The sequence below is a fragment of the Evansella cellulosilytica DSM 2522 genome (genome assembly GCF_000177235.2).
GTDB lineage: Bacteria > Bacillota > Bacilli > Bacillales > Salisediminibacteriaceae > Evansella > Evansella cellulosilytica.
Window position 1 is genome coordinate 1,503,670 of record NC_014829.1, and the last position, 17,611, is coordinate 1,521,280.

General features: G+C 37.1%; 18 protein-coding genes. All 18 read left to right on the plus strand.

Features of this window, described 5'->3' with window-relative positions; genetic code table 11:
• The first annotated feature begins 376 nt into the window (after positions 1-376).
• The 18 genes from BCELL_RS06730 (at position 377) to BCELL_RS06815 (ending at position 17,589) form a co-directional block, all read left to right on the plus strand.
• On the plus strand, positions 377-1,090 hold the full coding sequence (locus tag BCELL_RS06730; protein WP_013487932.1) for a hypothetical protein: 714 nt from the start codon (positions 377-379) through the stop codon (positions 1,088-1,090).
• A gap of 3 nt (positions 1,091-1,093) precedes the next feature.
• Positions 1,094-1,837: a cytochrome c biogenesis CcdA family protein gene (locus BCELL_RS06735; protein ID WP_013487933.1), complete on the plus strand. Its 744-nt coding sequence runs from the start codon at positions 1,094-1,096 to the stop codon at positions 1,835-1,837.
• 66 nt (positions 1,838-1,903) lie between these two features.
• Positions 1,904-2,443 carry a redoxin domain-containing protein gene (locus tag BCELL_RS06740; RefSeq protein WP_013487934.1) on the plus strand — a complete coding sequence of 180 codons (540 nt, stop codon included), beginning with the start codon at positions 1,904-1,906 and terminating at the stop codon, positions 2,441-2,443.
• 36 nt (positions 2,444-2,479) lie between these two features.
• Positions 2,480-3,166, plus strand: coding sequence for a response regulator transcription factor (locus tag BCELL_RS06745; protein WP_013487935.1), 687 nt, complete (start codon positions 2,480-2,482; stop codon positions 3,164-3,166).
• Positions 3,159-4,253: a sensor histidine kinase gene (locus BCELL_RS06750; RefSeq protein ID WP_049786628.1), complete on the plus strand. Its 1,095-nt coding sequence runs from the start codon at positions 3,159-3,161 to the stop codon at positions 4,251-4,253. Before BCELL_RS06745 ends, BCELL_RS06750 begins: the two co-directional genes overlap by 8 nt.
• Positions 4,254-4,302: 49 nt before the next feature.
• Positions 4,303-4,890, plus strand: a complete 588-nt coding sequence (locus BCELL_RS06755; protein ID WP_013487937.1) for a class D sortase — start codon at positions 4,303-4,305, stop codon at positions 4,888-4,890.
• A 395-nt stretch (positions 4,891-5,285) separates the two neighbouring features.
• Positions 5,286-5,948 (plus strand): HAD family hydrolase, encoded by a 663-nt coding sequence (locus BCELL_RS06760; RefSeq protein ID WP_013487938.1) that lies wholly within the window; start codon positions 5,286-5,288, stop codon positions 5,946-5,948.
• Positions 5,949-6,062: 114 nt separating this feature from the next.
• Positions 6,063-6,575 carry a MogA/MoaB family molybdenum cofactor biosynthesis protein gene (locus BCELL_RS06765; protein WP_013487939.1) on the plus strand — a complete coding sequence of 171 codons (513 nt, stop codon included), beginning with the start codon at positions 6,063-6,065 and terminating at the stop codon, positions 6,573-6,575.
• Between the two features lie 40 nt (positions 6,576-6,615).
• Positions 6,616-7,713 (plus strand): molybdopterin-dependent oxidoreductase, encoded by a 1,098-nt coding sequence (locus tag BCELL_RS06770; protein ID WP_013487940.1) that lies wholly within the window; start codon positions 6,616-6,618, stop codon positions 7,711-7,713.
• Complete coding sequence (locus tag BCELL_RS06775) at positions 7,697-8,440, plus strand: hypothetical protein (RefSeq protein ID WP_157184179.1); 744 nt, start codon at positions 7,697-7,699, stop codon at positions 8,438-8,440. Before BCELL_RS06770 ends, BCELL_RS06775 begins: the two co-directional genes overlap by 17 nt.
• Positions 8,441-8,773: 333 nt before the next feature.
• Entirely contained in the window at positions 8,774-9,790 is a 1,017-nt protein-coding gene (locus BCELL_RS06780) for a LacI family DNA-binding transcriptional regulator (protein WP_013487942.1), read from the plus strand.
• Between the two features lie 107 nt (positions 9,791-9,897).
• The gene (locus BCELL_RS06785; protein WP_245546959.1) at positions 9,898-10,608 is read left to right on the plus strand and encodes an RraA family protein; all 711 of its coding nucleotides are present in this window, start codon (positions 9,898-9,900) and stop codon (positions 10,606-10,608) included.
• A 177-nt stretch (positions 10,609-10,785) separates the two neighbouring features.
• A complete protein-coding gene (locus tag BCELL_RS06790; protein ID WP_013487944.1) occupies positions 10,786-11,646 on the plus strand; it encodes an NAD(P)-dependent oxidoreductase in 861 nt (286 codons plus the stop codon).
• Between the two features lie 15 nt (positions 11,647-11,661).
• The gene (locus tag BCELL_RS06795) at positions 11,662-12,339 is read left to right on the plus strand and encodes an RraA family protein (RefSeq protein WP_013487945.1); all 678 of its coding nucleotides are present in this window, start codon (positions 11,662-11,664) and stop codon (positions 12,337-12,339) included.
• Positions 12,336-13,439: an Ldh family oxidoreductase gene (locus BCELL_RS06800; RefSeq protein ID WP_013487946.1), complete on the plus strand. Its 1,104-nt coding sequence runs from the start codon at positions 12,336-12,338 to the stop codon at positions 13,437-13,439. The genes BCELL_RS06795 and BCELL_RS06800 overlap by 4 nt, the downstream gene beginning before the upstream one ends.
• Positions 13,426-14,586 carry an iron-containing alcohol dehydrogenase gene (locus BCELL_RS06805; RefSeq protein ID WP_013487947.1) on the plus strand — a complete coding sequence of 387 codons (1,161 nt, stop codon included), beginning with the start codon at positions 13,426-13,428 and terminating at the stop codon, positions 14,584-14,586. Before BCELL_RS06800 ends, BCELL_RS06805 begins: the two co-directional genes overlap by 14 nt.
• Before the next feature lie 35 nt (positions 14,587-14,621).
• Positions 14,622-16,112, plus strand: a complete 1,491-nt coding sequence (locus BCELL_RS06810) for an aldehyde dehydrogenase family protein (protein WP_013487948.1) — start codon at positions 14,622-14,624, stop codon at positions 16,110-16,112.
• A gap of 103 nt (positions 16,113-16,215) precedes the next feature.
• Positions 16,216-17,589, plus strand: coding sequence for an ABC transporter substrate-binding protein (locus BCELL_RS06815; protein WP_013487949.1), 1,374 nt, complete (start codon positions 16,216-16,218; stop codon positions 17,587-17,589).
• The last annotated feature ends 22 nt before the right edge of the window (positions 17,590-17,611 follow it).

The window sequence follows — 17,611 nt, forward strand, 5'->3', positions numbered from 1 at the left end:
GAAAAGCAAGAGCTGAAGATCCATCGGGGTGAGGTAGAGAATTGAATAAGGTAAAGATCAACCTTTTTTCACTTCCCTCTTAAAGCCTGGCCAGCGGCACCGAGCATATACTTCTAGAATACGCTTCGAGCTGTCTCGATGGATGCAGCTTCAGAGGGAACTAGAAGAGGAAGAGACAAGCGAGTATCCTGAAGTGAAAATCAACAACAAAGTTAATCCGCAAATTTTTCAATGAGAAGATATTTTTTTGAAATTGAATGATGAAATTGAAATTGATTCAATTTGTAAATATTATTTATTTTCATCAAATTTTCATATAAGTGGTTTATTGTTATGATTAGAACTTTATTAAATGCATAGAGGAAGGTGTCATAATTTGAATAGTGCTGTACAATTGGGACCATTTATTATACAAATTGCATGGATCGTATTAGCAGGGGGCTTGGTGACGGGTTACTTATTATTAACATATTCCTCACCGTTTAGGGGTTCTACTTGGTCAGATTTTCGTGAAACGGTAAGTACTAGTATAGGGATGTTTATTATGGCATTTTTCTTTGGAACAATTCCTCTTAAAATAAATATTTTTATATCTGATCCATTAGCTGTCATTAGTTACCCAAGTGGAAGAGCAGAATTATATTTAGCCATCCTATTAATGGTCACGTACCTTTTATATAGTAATGTGAAAAAAAAAGTATCACTGACAATGTATTTACATGGTCTATTATATATTCTTTTACCTACATCTTTTATTCATGCTTTTTTTACGCAAAAGATAGGTCAGAAAATATGGGAACCAGTATCTCATTTTATGCCATGGAGTAATCATCCTGTATTTCTGTACATGATGTTCATAAATGCTATTTTACTCATTTGGCTATTGCGTTTAGAAAAAAAACAAATAAATACTGAATCAAAAGTTATCAGTATTTATTTTTTATGGGTGCTAAGCCATTTAACTATAGCCCTTGTGGACAGATCACCAATATTTTTTAGTATCCCTATAACTCCCGTGTTTTATTTCGGTTTATTAATCATTGGGATAGGTGTTTATATCAGTAGACTAGTAAAAAAGAAGGGGAATTAATCAATGGAAGAATTAGCGAATGTTACATCATGGGCTGCTCTGTTCGCTGGGGTGATATCGTTTATCTCACCTTGCACATTACCTTTATTACCTGCTTATTTATCTTATATAACTGGAATGAGTGTAAAGGAATTAAATATGAATAAAAACTTTAAAGTACGTAAGAAGTTAATGATACACTCGGTCTTCTTTTTAATAGGTGTTTCCATGATATTTTTAGGATTAGGTTTAGGAATGACTTATTTTGGTTCATGGGTACAAGGTTTGTTTGTAGGTGATTCAGGATATCTTATTCAAAGATTTGCGGGGATTTTTATAATTTTTATGGGCTTATTTGTAGTAGGGCTATTTAAATTTGATTGGTTATTGAAGGAAAGACGTTTTCGTTTCGCTAAAAAGCCAGCGGGCTACCTAGGATCAACATTTGTTGGAATTGGATTTGCAGCAGGATGGACACCATGTATAGGACCAATGTTTGGAGCTATTTTATTGTTAGCAGCTAGTAATCCATCACAAGGCGCAGTGTACACAATATTTTATATAATAGGGTTTTCCTTCCCCTTCCTACTACTTACATTTTTCATAGGTTCGAGCCGTTGGGTTATGAAGTATAGCGGAAAAATTATGAAAATTGGTGGTACGCTAATGGTTATAATGGGTATTCTACTCTTTACAGGACAACTTGCGAACATCTCAATTTTCCTTTTACGTCTCATTGAAGGAACTAGGTTTGAAAACTTGGGCTAGATTAAATAGTAAACGCACTAATAAACTTACATTCTTATATACCAACGATTGTATGGAGGTTAAAAAATGAAAAAAAATTTGCTAATCGGCGCTTTGTTAGTAGGTATGATTGTGTGGGCAATAATTGATTCCATTGAATGGAATACTGAAGAAACCGCTAAGGTCGGTGTATCTAACGAAGAGGTAGGAATATTTATTGGAGATATTGCACCAGATTTTCAGTTAACTACATTGGATGGTGATCGTGTTAAGCTTTCTGATTATAGAGGACAGAAAATTATGCTTAACTTTTGGGCTACTTGGTGTCCTCCTTGTCGAGCTGAAATGCCAGATATGCAGCGTGCATATGAGGAGAACGACATCATTATTCTTGCAGTTAATTTAACTGAGACAGAGTCTCGTGTTGAGAATGTGGAAACTTTTGCAGACGATTTCGAGCTAACTTTTCCGATACTTTTAGATGAAAGAACAGAAGTAGCTGATCTTTTTGCTGTTCAACCTGTTCCAACATCCTTTATGATTGATACTACAGGGCGTATTGAGCATGTTGCAATCGGTCCAATGAATGAAGACATGATAATCCAAAAAATAAATGAAATGAATTAAATATAGAAATTAAATACAGTAAGTCGGTGATGGGAAATGTTAAATCAGCAATTAGTTCAAGTTGTTGAAGATAATGAAATGATTCGAAACTTAGTCGAAATTTACTTAAGAAAAGAAGGTTATGATGTGATAACTGCTGTTGATGGTGAGGAAGCGAAGGAACAATTTCTTCAATATTCTCCATGCGCTGTCATTCTTGACTTAATGCTCCCAAAGCTTAGTGGGGAAGAAGTATGTCGATGGATAAGAAGCCAAAAAAGAAATGAGATATCCATCATAATGCTTACTGCAAAAATAAGTGCAGAAAGTAAAATAAATGGATTGAGAATAGGGGCTGACGACTATGTTATTAAACCATTTAGCCCGGAAGAACTTATGGCAAGGGTAGAAGCTGTACTAAGAAGAAGTGGTCAATTTTGCCAAAAAATTAGCCTTAACGGTCTTATAATTCAACCGAGAAAAGGAGTCGTTCTTCTGAACGGAAAACCTGTAAATTTGACTAAATATGAATTCAATCTCCTTTTTTACTTTATGGAAAATCCTAATATTGTTCTTTCTAGGGAACAGCTTATTCAACAAATACATCCACACACAGATGTAGATATATTAGATAGAACCATTGATGCACATATCAAAAAATTACGCGAGAAAATTGAGGATGTCCCTTCGAAGCCGAAGAAGATCCAAACTGTTAGAGGAATGGGGTATCGTTTTGTTGTCTAAGTGGAATCTGGCAAATAACAATATAGGGTTGTTATGGCGTATGACGGGTCTCAATATCATCCTCATTACACTTCTTATCAGCATGAGTAGTATTGTAATATACAATACAGCTTGTACATTACTCGAGGAAATGACGAATGCAGATGAGTCGATGCAGGTATTATTTAGTGATACGTTATTATCATATTTAATTTGGATCAGTCTATCCATTATTTTTTTTGGAAGCTTAATTTATTTTTCTATTATGAAAAAAATAGTGAAACCAATAAAAAGATTAGCAAGGTCTACTAAAGTGCTACAGAATGGCGATTATCCTAGTCCGATAGAGGTTAACTCGCAAGATGAAATAGGTGTGTTGACGCAAAACTTTAATCAACTAACCTACATTTTGAAAAAAAATGAACATACACGTAATAAAATGATTACGGATATGGCTCACGAGTTACGTACGCCTCTATCAAATATTAACGGTTATTTAGAGGGATTAAAAAACGGAATTATTAGTGGTGATGCTGCGTTATATGAGTCATTACATAAAGAATCAGAGAGACTAATTCTAATGATTAATCAGTTGTATGAATTAAATGAATGGAATATTGGTGGTAAAAGTAAAACGTATGAAAAAAAGTGTACTAGAGTCGAAAAATTACTCCATGATTGTATACAGTTATTCAAACTAGAGCTTGATAAAAAGAACATCGACTTTGAGATACTCACAGAACAATCTATCATTTTTATAGATGAAAAGGGGATCCGGCAAGCAGTAATAAATCTTGTACAAAATGCAATTCAATACTACCAAGGTGAGGGGAAGATTACTTTACGAGGAGAGATTGTAGAAAATGAGATTATCATTGCAGTAACTGGTCCTGGGCAGCCTATACCTATTGATAAACGTGATTTGATTTTTGAAAGGTTTTATAGAATTGATGGTTCGCGAAATGATAAAACAGGAGGCGTGGGTCTAGGATTAGCAATTGTGAAGGAAATAATTGGCACAACTTTTAATGGCAACGTTGGAATTGAATCAGAAAATAATATACACACCTTTTGGTTCTCAATTCCAAGAAAGTATACGGAGTGCTAGTAAAAGACGGTCCTGTGCCACGAACTTACCTTAAAATAGGAGGGATAGAATGGGAAGATGGATTAGCTTTTTATTATTAGTAACAGGTCTTATATTTGTAAGTGTGAATTCGTATCAAATATTTGCTGCTAAATCAAAGCATAGTGATTCACTTCAAGTAGCTCAAAAAATCATTTTAGAATCAGAAGGGAAGGGAAGTGAAGAACTGATAGAAGATGGAATATTGGAAGACATTGAACCAGAGTTAGGTGAAATTATTGGTATCATTTCAATTCCAAGTTTAAATGATGAATGGGCTATTGTTGAGGGGACAAGAGAAGAAGATTTAGATGTAGGTGTAGGACATTACTTCGGGACTGCATATCCAGCCCAAGGGAAGCAAGTGTTTTTAGCGGGACATAGAGATACAGTTTTTAGTGAATTAAATGAAATAACCGAGGGGGATATTATTGAAATTCAAATGAGCTATGGTACGTTTCAATATGAAGTATCAGAAATGTTCATTGTTGATGCAGAAGATAGGACAGTGATAGATTACTCAACTGATGAAGAAGTATTAACTTTATGTACTTGTTATCCATTTAGGTATGTTGGTCCTGCTCCAGACCGATATATTATTAATGCTACCCCTTTATAATAGAGGAAGGGGTGCTCCCCCCATTATTATCCGTAGAATAAACATGTTGATCTTTTTCTCCTCGTCATGTACTTCTTCTTGGCCAGAAACGTCGAAAGAAAATCTCCTGATACTAAGTGGACATTATCTCCAAAAAATTTTTTTATCTAAAAAATCCCTTCCTTTGTTCTTTATATTAGCACTTAAAACACTCTACTAAAACATGCTAATAAAAGTAAGAAAGTAATATTAATAAGTTAATAGAAACAGGAACTATGCAAAAGATACTGCTTATTTCAACTGGCACTTTCCTATGAAACTTTAGTAGCATCTCATATTAGTAGCGTATGGCGTGTTATAATAATAGATAATATAAAATGTTGAAAAAATAAGAATTGCTATGGAAGGAGCTTGTCATGAAGGTTGCTATATTTGATTTTGATGGAACGTTATTTCCGAAAGAAACATTTCCGTTAATGATGAAACATTTAAAAACGCACCCAGTACATAAAAATAAGTATCGTAAATTTATAGGAAGGCTCTTGCCCGTTTATATTGCGTATAAGTGTAAGTTATACAGAGAGAAAAAAATGAAGGAATACTCTATGAAATGCTTTCTTTCTTCATTAGGGACAATACGAGAAAAGGAGGTCGAGCAATTTTTCGAAGAGCTCGCAGCTCATATGAAAGAAAACCTCGACGAAAGGGTAATTAAAAAGCTTGAAGCACATAGAAAAGAAGGCTATTATATCATGTTAGTATCGGGGGCATTTGAGCCACTTCTTTATGCTGTAACGGAAAATATTACGTTTGATCGGATAATCGGAACGGTTATTCCATACAAGGAGAACAAGTTAAACGTACAAGCTCCTATTTCTCACGTGAATGGGGAACGTAAAAAGGAAAAAATTTTAGAAGCACTTATAGAAAATGAAGTCGATTGGCAAAATAGCTTTGCATATGGAGATAGCTATTCAGATTTAGATGTACTGCAATTAGTAGGAAATGCGGTAGCAGTTCAGCCGGAGCCTCGTCTTCTTGAAGTAGCAAAAAAAATGGAGTGGGAGATCATTTCATAAAAATAATCATATTTGACCTCATTATTAGTAATCGATAATATAAAGTTAAAATAGTAATCGTTACTATTTGATCTAAACGTACACTACAACCATTAATAACAAGGAGAATTAAAAATGAGTGTATTTGAACATAAAAAACAAGCACCAAAGCTTGTGAAATGTAAAGTCATAACGGTGAGTGATACACGGACAGAGGAAACGGATAAAAGTGGCAATCTAATAAAAGAGCTGTTAATAGACGGTGGACATGCTATCCAACAATACGAAATAGTGAAGGATGAAATGAATGACATACATCTGGCAGTTATGAAGGGGATCGAAAATGAGGAAATCGATGCCATTTTATTAAATGGAGGTACAGGAATTGCATATAGAGATGTAACGATTGAAACTGTGCAGAAATTACTTGATAAGGAAATCGTGGGCTTCGGTGAACTATTTAGAATGCTTAGCTATACAGAAGATATTGGCTCTGCTGCCATTTTAAGTCGGGCCATCGCTGGAGTGAGTAAGCACACAGCTATTTTTTCAATGCCAGGTTCTAGTGGTGCAGTGAAGCTTGCTATGAATAAATTGATTCTTCCTGAGTTAGCACACGTGATAAGAGAAATAAAAAAAGACATGTAAGAGTGGAGCAATAAAGTGACAAGTAGCAGGGGGGGATATTTTGATTCGTTTAAAATGGATTCATCACATACATGGCGTATTGTTTGTTTTATTGCTTCTTTCAGGACTATTTCTTTATTTTCCAACTACGAGAACGTGGTTTAATGAGCTTCGTTTTCCGCTTGTGCCATTCCATATTTGGACTTCTATTTTGTACGCCACTGTTATATTGTTCAGTCTAAGGTCTGTTTTTAAATACGTAAAAAATAAGCCTTACATAAAATTTTATAATGTAGGTTTCAATGTCACGTTCATTTTTATTTGGATCGTTACTGGTGTTGTTATGTATTTTCATACTTATTTCCCACCAGAGATGACAAATATAGCAGTTTACCTCCACGGTTTATTTACTTTTTTATTTATCCCTTGGTTACTCGTTCATACTATAGGACATTTATTTAAGCTCCATCTCCCATGGCCGAAGTGGTGGAAAAGAAAAGCTCCAGTACCCGAATCTATTGCAGAAAATAAATTAAACCGAAGAGATTTTATTAAGTTTACAAGCTTAGGAGTGTTGTTTTTATTCATTGGTGGAGCGATAAAGTGGTTTCAGCCAATATTAAACATTACGGACCCAAACGCAAGAAGAGGTTACTTTCGTATATACAATGTGACGAGCGATTATCCGACATACGAAGATACTGAATGGACATTTACGGTGAGTGGACTTGTAAACAATCAAAAGACATTTACAATGGAGGACATGCAGCAGCTTCCTACTCACACAATTGTTGATGATTTCCACTGTGTTACAGGGTGGAGTGTCTTAAATGTCGAGATGAAAGGTGTTTTAGTAAACGATATTTTTACGGAGTACAATATATCTCCTGAAGGACCTTATGTAACAGCTTATTCAGGTGACAAAGTATACTACGATACTTTTACAGTATCACAATTACTCGATGAAGGTGCGATGCTCGTCTTTCAATTTGATGGTGAAAAATTGGTACACTCGCAAGGCTTTCCATGTCGCTTGTATCATCCGAAAATGTATGGATATAAGTCGGTAAAATGGATAGAGAGGTTAGAATTTACGAATCATCGTGCAAAAGGATATTGGCAAACGTGGGGTGGGTATGATCTTGATGGCTACTTATAGACCGGTAAAAAAATGGTTGATTCCGTTAATGGCAATCATTATAGGAGGGAGCGCAGGTTTTTATTTTTTTCCGAGTGCTCATGAATACCATTACGCACAATGGATGCAAATGATAGAGGAAGCAAAGGAACTTGAATATAAAGTAGAAGGGAAGTATTCTTTTAATGATCAGCCTTCCTTTACTAGTGAGGGGATTTGGTCGGAAGAAAAATCATTTTTTACGATTTTCTCTGAGCGTACAGATTACTTTTTTCATATATTTATTGAAGAGAACGTTATGTTTGTAGATAGACAGGGTGATTGGAGGCAGGCTTCACGCCCACATCAAGTATTTGCTGAGCTTTCTCCACTAGATCATCCCTTTAATTGGACTGTGGACATGCTTTCGGATGCAGCAAAAGTTAACTATGAAGAGGACGGTAATCAAAAAAAATATGAAGCGATCTTCCATGAGTTTCATCATGTAGATGTGATGGGGTATGAACTGAGAGAACAACGTGATACTCGTTTGGAAATGGTATTTGAAGATAACAAATTATCTTCTCTTATCATAACTATAAAACCAGTTCGACATGATGAAATAAAGGATAATGATAAATATCCCGAAGTAATGGAGCATCTTATTTTCTTTGAAGTAAACGAAAAACAAGAAATTCGAATTGCACCTGAATATGCGCATGAATCAGCAGAGATGGAGTCATTATATTTAAATCATTTTGAGCCGTAAATCATTCTAGTAATATTCCCTAACAAAAAATAGGTCTATTTTGCATGGAGGAATTGTGAAAAAATTAATTTGTTAAAATCGGTTGACAGATAAATAGAAAACGTTTACATTTTAATTAATTAGTTAACCGATTTCCAAATCTTCTTCAGTGAACAACACAAAAAATACTGCATATATACAAAACTCTTAGATTTCTTCATTAAGTTTATCGATTTCCAAAAGTAGTAATATTGTATAAATACATAAAATATGAATCTATTGATAAAGATTAAAAATAATTTTTTCTCTTTTAGTTTATCGATTTCCAAATCCTTCAAAAGAGTGGTGGTAACGATGAAAGTTACAATGGGAGATGTTGCTCGAAAGGCGGGAGTATCAAAAACAACCGTGTCACGCATCTTGAATGGTAATTATTCCCACACAACTTATGAGACGAGAAAACGAGTAATTAAAGCAATAGAGGAATTGGATTATCGTCCAAATGCATTGGCAAAAGGGCTGAAATCTGCAAAGACAAACGTCATCGGTATGGTGTTGTCTAACTTGAAAAATCCTTTCTGGGCTACCGTATTAGAGGGCGTAGAGGATGCATGCCATAACAAGGGCTATAATCTTATGATATGTAACACAAATGAAGAAAAAGAAAAAGAAGAGGAATACATAAAAGCATTTCAGACAAAACAAGTTGATGGCATCGTCATCAATCCTACAGGACAAAACTTACCATTATACAAATCCACAGTTAGCAGTATACCTACCGTAGTAATCAATCGAAGAATTCCAGACTTATCAGCGCATACAGTAATTGCAGACAATGAAAAAGGTGCTTATTTAGCAGTGAGACACCTTCTTAAAAATTCCCGAAAAAACATTGCAGCAATCGCCTTTCAAAATCCATATGTAAGTACTTGGAAAGATAGGCTAAAGGGGTACCAAAACGCATTATATGAAAAGGGCTTCCTAGAGGAAGCTATTACAATATTAGAGCTAGAACAAAAGAGTGATAGCGTAAGAGAATCGATCATTCGTTTCATAAAAAACAATGCTAATATTGATGCAATATTCTCAACGAACAACATGATTACTCTTGAAATAATTGGTGCTATCAACGAGTTAGGTCTAGCAATTCCAGAAGATATTGCCATTATTGGCTATGATGAAACGATTTGGTCGAAGTATTTAAATCCTCCATTAACAACGATTAGACAGCCAGGTTATTTAATGGGGAGGATTGCTGTTGAAAATTTGATAAGTGCAATAGATGAAAAAAGAAAGCTTGAAAATTATATAACAATGCTAGTTCCAGAATTAATAATAAGAGAATCTTGTGGAACGAAAACAGGTCTTTGAGAAAACGCTTTCACTCTTTAAGGGAGGTGAGTAAACGTTTTTAAGTTAAATAATAGAAGTTAACACACAAAGATAGCTGATAAAAATTTAACTAAAAAGGAGAAGATATGATGTCTACACAAGAAACGAAAGTTAGCAGAGAAGAGCTTTTGGAACTTTATGATGATTTAAGAGTAACGGATGTACGAGATGGATTAGATTGGGTTGGGTTACACGGGTATGGCACTGTAGATCATAGTATCCAGCCATTATTTAGAACAAAGGTAGTCGGGATTGCTAGAACGGCGCGTTACTTACCTTTTGAAGGTCCAATGACAAATAAAACTGGTGATGAGTATACGGAATGGGTGAAATGGTACTATAGCGAAGTTTGTAATGATCCGTGGGGAGCAGACATTGAGCCAGGAGATTTCGTTTGTTTAGATGTAGCAGGGGTTGATGTAGGACTATTAGGCTCGAATAATACGCTTGACTTTAAAGCAAAAGGGGCAAGAGCATACTTAACAAACGGTGGAGGTATTCGCGATACAGACGAAGTTATTCACCAAGGCATTCCAGTATGGTCTAAATTTATCTCTCAAGGGATGGATCAAGGTCGTATTAGATATTATGAAAAGGATATTCCAATCGCCATCGGAGGTGTTGCCATTTATCCTGGCGACGTAGTTGTTGCAGATGGAGATGGCGTTGTCGTTGTTCCGCAAAAGTATGCGGTGGAAGTTGCGAAATTTGCCCATCAAGAATTGTCTGGTGACAAAGAGGGGCGTCGCAGACTATATGAAAGATTAGGTTGGGATCTAGACGAAACAGTTTTGTAAGCCTTTGCATTCATTGGAGAGGCAGATAGTATGTTCATAGAAAATGTGTTCATTCAAGGGTGTAGTGACTCTTGAATGAACTTACAAAAAACGACAATATCTCATTATTATTTTACATGTATAGTAGATAAAAATCAAGATTTATCATGATCATTTTATATTGGAGGAGATTGATTCATGTCTATCAAGCGTGTTGGTTTTATTGGTCTTGGTGCAATGGGACTTCCTATGGCAAAAAACCTATTAAAAAGTGGGTACGAATTACACGTTGCTGCTCACAGAAATAAGCAACCAGTGGAACAATTGAAATCAGAAGGTGCTATAGAACATACGTCATTAGTCGAGCTTGTTTCAAATAGTGACGTGTTAATTAGTATTTTACCAACAGATAAAGAAATGGAAAGTGTCTTGCTTTCGGACGATGTTCTTAGCAATCTTTCTAAGGAAAACGTTTTAGTAGAAATGACTTCTGGGTCACCAGAAATGATGAAAAATGTGCATGCTGTTTATCAAAAAAAAGGTATTCGAGTGATAGATGCGCCAGTTAGTGGTGGAACAGCAGGTGCACAACAAGGAACGCTTACAATTATGGCAGGTGGAGAAGAAGCGGTTCTCGATGAAGTACGTCCTGTCTTAGATGCGATGGCAAAGCAAATATACTTAGTTGGTGCAATTGGAGCAGGTAAAGCGATTAAAGCGATAAACCAAATGCTTGCAGGCATTCATATGATTGCATCTGGTGAAGCGGTTGCTCTAGCAGAAAAACTTGAAATAGACAAGGAAATGGTGAAGCAAGTTATTGGTAATAGCTCTGGTGCGTCATGGATGTTAATGAATAAAATTGATAGCTTAACAGAAAGAAACTATGAGCCTGGCTTTAAATTAAATCTTATGAAAAAGGATATTCAAATTGCAGTAAATGAAGCTAAAGATATGAATCTTCCTTTTGCTAGCAATGCTTTACAGATGTTTAAAGATAAAGAAGGAGAGTCAGGAGAATTAGATTTTTCTGCAATTAGTAAAGACATTCTGTCCTAAAGGAGAATGACCTATATGGAAAATATCGGGTTTCAAATCTTACCAATAAACAGAAGACCTAATAAAGCACTGATAGAAAGATATAGACATATAGCTACCCCACTCATAAGTGATAATATGAGTCGTCTTCAAGGAACTTATTCACATATTCGTCCCTTTCACAAGAGTAAGAAAATAACTGGTACTGCATTTACTGTTCGGACACGAGCAGGAGATAACTTGATGGTTCATAAAGCAATTGATATGGCAGAACGAGGAGATGTCATTGTAGTAGATGCAGGCGGTGATATGACGCAGGCGATTATCGGTGAAATTATGCTCCGCTTAGCTAAAAAAAATGGAATTGAAGGGTTTGTCATCGATGGAGCGATTCGCGACTCTGCTGCTTTCGAATCACATGATTATCCTTGCTTTGCAAAAGGAGTAACTCATAGAGGGCCTTATAAGGATGGGCCAGGTGAAATTAATGTCCCGATAACAGTAGGAAATATGATTGTTCATCCTGGAGATATTATCGTTGGTGATGAGGATGGTGTGATTGCAGTTCCGTTAGACTTTGCTGAGGAGCTTATCGAGTTAGCAACTGAACAGGAAACAAAAGAGCTTGGAATGTTTGAAGCAATTGAAAACGAAACAATCGATCGAAGCTGGGTCGATGAAACGCTTCGTCAAAAGGGATGTGCATTTATGTGAACCGTAGATTTCATTGGAAAAGACTAGAAACCTTTTGTGAAAAGCTATTTACAAAGGCAGGATTGCCAGAAAACGATGCGAAAATTGTAGCTGAATCATTAGTTCAGGCTGATTTACAAGGTACTGACTCACATGGTGTAGTCAGGGCGGATATTTATTTACGAAGAATTCAAGCAGGAATGATAAACAGAGATGAAGAGATGGAAGTTCATTACGACGGACCCGTTATCCTTTTAGATGGTAAGAATCATATTGGTTCGGTCGTAGGAAATAGAGCTCTAGAGCTTGCTATTGAAGCTACGAAACAGCATGGGACTGCATCTGTAGGTGTAAAGGGATCAAACCACTTTGGAACTTGCTCCTATTTTTTACAAAAGGCAATCAAAGAAAACATCATTATGATTATTGTGTCAAACGCATCACAAACGATGCCACCGACTGGAGGGATTAGACCTTTTCTAGGAACAAATCCTTTGTCAATCGGTGCACCAGCAGGAAGGTATGCGCCATTCATATTAGATATGGCTACGAGTGTTGTTGCAAGAGGGAAAATCATTAGTGCTGCTCAAAAAGGGAAATCGATTCCCAAAGAATGGGCCATTGATAAATTCGGTAATCCGACGACGGTCGCTGAAGATGCGCTAGAAGGTTCAGTTTTACCGATGGCGGGACCGAAAGGCTATGCCATTTCGATGTTTATCGATATTTTAAGTGGTGTGCTCACTGGAGCTGGATTTGGTAGATATGTGAACAATATGTATGAGAATTGGGAAGATCCACAAAACGTAGGTCATTTTTATATCGGAATTGAAATTTCTAAATTTATGCCAATAGAAGAATTTAAAAATAGAATCGATCAATATTTTGATGAAATAAAACGAGAACCGAAAGCGCCAAATGTAGAGGAAATACTTATCCCAGGAGAAATTGAACACCGCTGTAGGATAAAAAAAATGACACATGGAATTGAACTCCCACCTAAAGTAGAAGACGAACTGAAAAGATGGGGAGAATATTATGAAATCGACATTCATGATGCCCTATTAAGAACAGATGAAATAGTAGATGAAGGGGAGGAAAGTAAAAATGCCTTTAGATAAAATCTTCAGATACGAGTTACCTACAGCGATTGAATTTGGAAATGGAGCTGTTAGAACGCTCGCTAATCATATAAAAACCCTAGGTGGTTCAAAAGCATTACTCGTTACCGACCCTGGAGTGGAAAAAGCAGGTGTAACACAGAAATTAATAGATGTTTTAAAGGGAAATGATGTTCCGTTTACAGTTTATAACGATATTGAGCCGGATCCACACATAGATGGTGTCATGACGGCGCGAGACATTGCACGAAAAGAGGAATGTGATTGTGTCATTGGTGTAGGAGGAGGAAGCGCATTAGATACAGCAAAGGCTGTTGGATTAATGATCGTTAATGAAGGCCATATTCGTGATTATGTCGGAATAAACCTAGTCCCAAAAAAAGGTGCGCCAGTTATCGCGATCCCAACGACAGCTGGGACAGGTAGTGAGTTAACAATTTGGTCAGTGATGTCTGATAAAGAGGCAAATGCAAAGTTAAGTGTTGGCAGTCCATTTAATTGCCCCGATCTAGCGCTTTGTGATCCGGAATTAACAGTAACACTTCCAGCTAATTTAACGGCATCTACAGGGATGGACGCCCTTACACATGCGCTTGAGTCTTACGTAAATAAAGCAACCCAGCCAATATCTGAAGGTATGTCCCTTCAATCGATGAGAATGGTTGCACAAAGTTTACGGACGGCTGTTGCACAAGGGGATCATTTACAAGCACGTTATGACATGTTATTAGCTAGTTTAATAGCGGCAATGGCTTTTAATCCTACAAGATTAGGTCTTTCCCATGCTTTAGCGATCCCATTAGGAGCCCATTTTCGTATTCCTCATGGAACTGTAAATGCCATTTTACTTCCTGAGGTCATGAAGTATAACCTACCTGGAAATTTAACGAAATATAAGGAAATTGCAAAGCTTTTCGATATGCCAGTGGATGGATTATCCCCTAGGCAAGCAGCAGAGCAGTCGGTCATAGCTGTACAGCAGCTAAAAGAGGATGTTGGAATTTTTGAAACATTATCTGATTATGGGGTAACAGAAGAGGATCTTGATTATATTGCAAAAGAAGCAATGCTCTCTGGTAATGTTCCTGTCAACCCTCGTCAGCCATCTTTAGAAGATTTAAAGCAAATTTGCCGAAACGTCATGTAATGTCATAAAACTTTGTAGGAAAGGAAGAAACTTTCATGTCCGACAATAACATGCGAGATTGGATAGCATCCAACTCAGGTCACACATATGCCAATTATATTAATGGGGAATGGATTGACAGCATTAGTGGAAATACTTCGCCTTTATACGAATCAGCCATACCAGAAAACGTGCTCGGTCATTTCCCAAGCTCTGTATCTGAAGATGTAGATACTGCCGTAAAATCAGCGAATGCTGCGTTTGCTCTATGGAAAAAAACATCTGCAACTACCCGTGCTTCGATATTATATCGTTTCGCAGATTTGTTAGAAGAAAACGAAGAAGAATTAGCGTATATTTTGTCAGCTGAACAAGGGAAAATCCTTCCTGAATCTAAAGGAGAAGTGAAACGTGGCGCAACGGAAGCAAGGTTTGCAGCAGGAGAAGCGCTTCGAGTAGAAGGCACAATTAAGCCGAGTGAAAACACTGAAATAAAGGCAGAAGTTGTTCGCTCTCCAATTGGAGTTATTGCAGCTATTGCACCTTGGAACTTCCCTGTCGTAACACCAGTCAGAAAAATAGCACCAGCTATCGCTTATGGTTGTACCGTTGTGTTAAAGCCAGCATCAGCAACACCTTGGTCCTCTGTAAAATTAATGGAACTTTTTGAAAAGGCTGGGTTACCAAAAGGGGTTGTTAATCTCGTAATAGGCTCAGGAAGCAAAGTGGGAGATCCTCTCGTATCTCATCCATTAGTGAAAGGCGTAAGTTTTACAGGCTCAACTAGCCTTGGCTTACGAATCAACGAGATAGCTGCTAAAAAACTAGCGAAAACGCAACTAGAAATGGGAGGGAAAAATGCTGCCCTCGTTTTAGATTACGACAATTTAGTTTTTGCAGCAGACCAAATTGTAAGTGCTGCATTTGGGGTGACTGGTCAAAGGTGTACAGCGATAAGTAGAGTAATCGTATTGGAAGAGCAATCTAATAGATTAATAGCACTTTTAAAAGAGAAAATGGAAAATATTCAAGTTGGTCCAGCATGGCAAGTAGGGGTAAATATGGGACCTGTTATCGATAAAAACCAATATGAATCTGTCGCTTCCTATATAGAAACAGGGAAAAAAGAAGGGGCACATCTTGCTTATGGTGGAGAGCGACTTCACATTAATGAAAAAGAAGGTGGTTTCTATTTACAACCAACGTTATTTACGGAAGTAACTAAAAATATGACGATTGCAAAGGAAGAAATATTTGGACCTGTACTCGTTGTTTTAGAAGCTAAAGACGTTGACGATGCGGTTGATATAGCAAATGCAACAGAATATGGGCTAGCAGCTTCCGTCTTTACAAACCGCTTAAATATTGCTCATCAAATTTCTGAATCAATCGAAACTGGAATGGTCCATATTAACCATGGAACTGCAAGTCAAGCGCATGTGCCATTTGGGGGAGTGAAAAACTCAGGTTGCGGTGCATTTTCTATCGGACATTCCAATATAGACTTTTTTACAGTAATGAAGGCTGTTTATACAAAACCTTACTAACCTAGCGTAATTAATATAAGCCCTTTCACATATGGGGGTAATCACCAACTTGGTGATTATGACAATATGTCAAATAGATTAAATTAAAAGAGGAGGAAGAGGTATGTTGAACAAGTGGAAGATGCTTTTGGTTGGGGTCATTTCAGTTTTCCTATTAATGGGGTTAGTTGCTTGTGGTGACGATTCAGATGAAAGCGCTTCATCTGATGGTGGTGAAACTGAAACAGAGGATAGTGGAGATGATAGCACTGCTGACGACGAGGCAGCTGAAGAACTTGAAGAAGTTGAAATCCGCTTTTCTTGGTGGGGAGACACAGGACGTAACGAAGTTTACAATGAAATCGTTGACAGATTTGAAGAGAAATACCCTCATATTACGGTTCAACGAGAGTTTGGTGGCTGGGAAGATTACTGGGATCGTTTAGCAACACAAATTGCGGGTGGTAATGCGCCAGATGTTATTAGTATGCACCAATTCTATGTATCTGACTATGCACGAAGAGGCGCTTTACGAGACATACAAGAATTAATGGACGCTGGCGTTTTAGACTTATCAGATTTTGAAGATTCTGCAATCGATAGTGGTAAAGTAGATGATACTATTTATATGGTAGCAAAAGGAATCACGATGCCAGGTTGGGCTTACAATACTGCTCAATTTGATGAATTAGGAGTAGATTATCCGGATCTAAACTGGACTTGGGATGACTTTGTCGAAACCGTTCACGCACTAAATGATGCAATGGGCTCTGATGATCATTGGGGAGTTCAAGATATGAGTGGAGGTCAGTTACAACCAAACTTCCGTTACTTTGTTCGTCAAAGAGGAAATGACTTGTTTGATGACGAAGGGAAGCTAGCATTTGACGAGGACGACGTAAGAGAATGGTGGACAATGTGGGATGACCTTCGTCAAGCAGGAGCAATTCCAGATGCTGCTACTGGAAACGAGTTTGAAGGTGCACCTCTAGAAGCTAACATGTTTGTTACTGGTAGAACTGCACTCGTTCAAATACCTGCAAACCAGCTTTACTTATATCAACAGCAGTTTGATGACGGTGAACTTCGTATGGTGAGAATGCCTCATATTGAAGGTGGAGCTAACGGTGAATACATTGAAGGAGCATATTTAAGTATAGCAGAAAGATCGGATCACCCTGAAGAAGCTGCAATGTTTATAGACTTCTTCGTTAACGCGGAGGAATCAATTGAATTATTTAAAGTAGAACAAGGACCTCCTGCTGGTACACAAGCATCACAAATAGTTCAAGACTTAATTGACCCAGCACAAGCTCGCGCTGTTGAGTTTATCCAAGAAGCCCTACCATATGGTGAGTCTGCTCCATATGCACCTACTGGGGTAAGTGAAGTAGAGCAAGCCTTCTCTGACAATGCAGAGGCAATCGCATTTGGTCAAAAATCCGTTGACCAAGCTGTGGAAGACTTTATGAACGTCGCTCGTAATGTTTTCCAGTAAAAAATAATAGCTCTTTATTGAA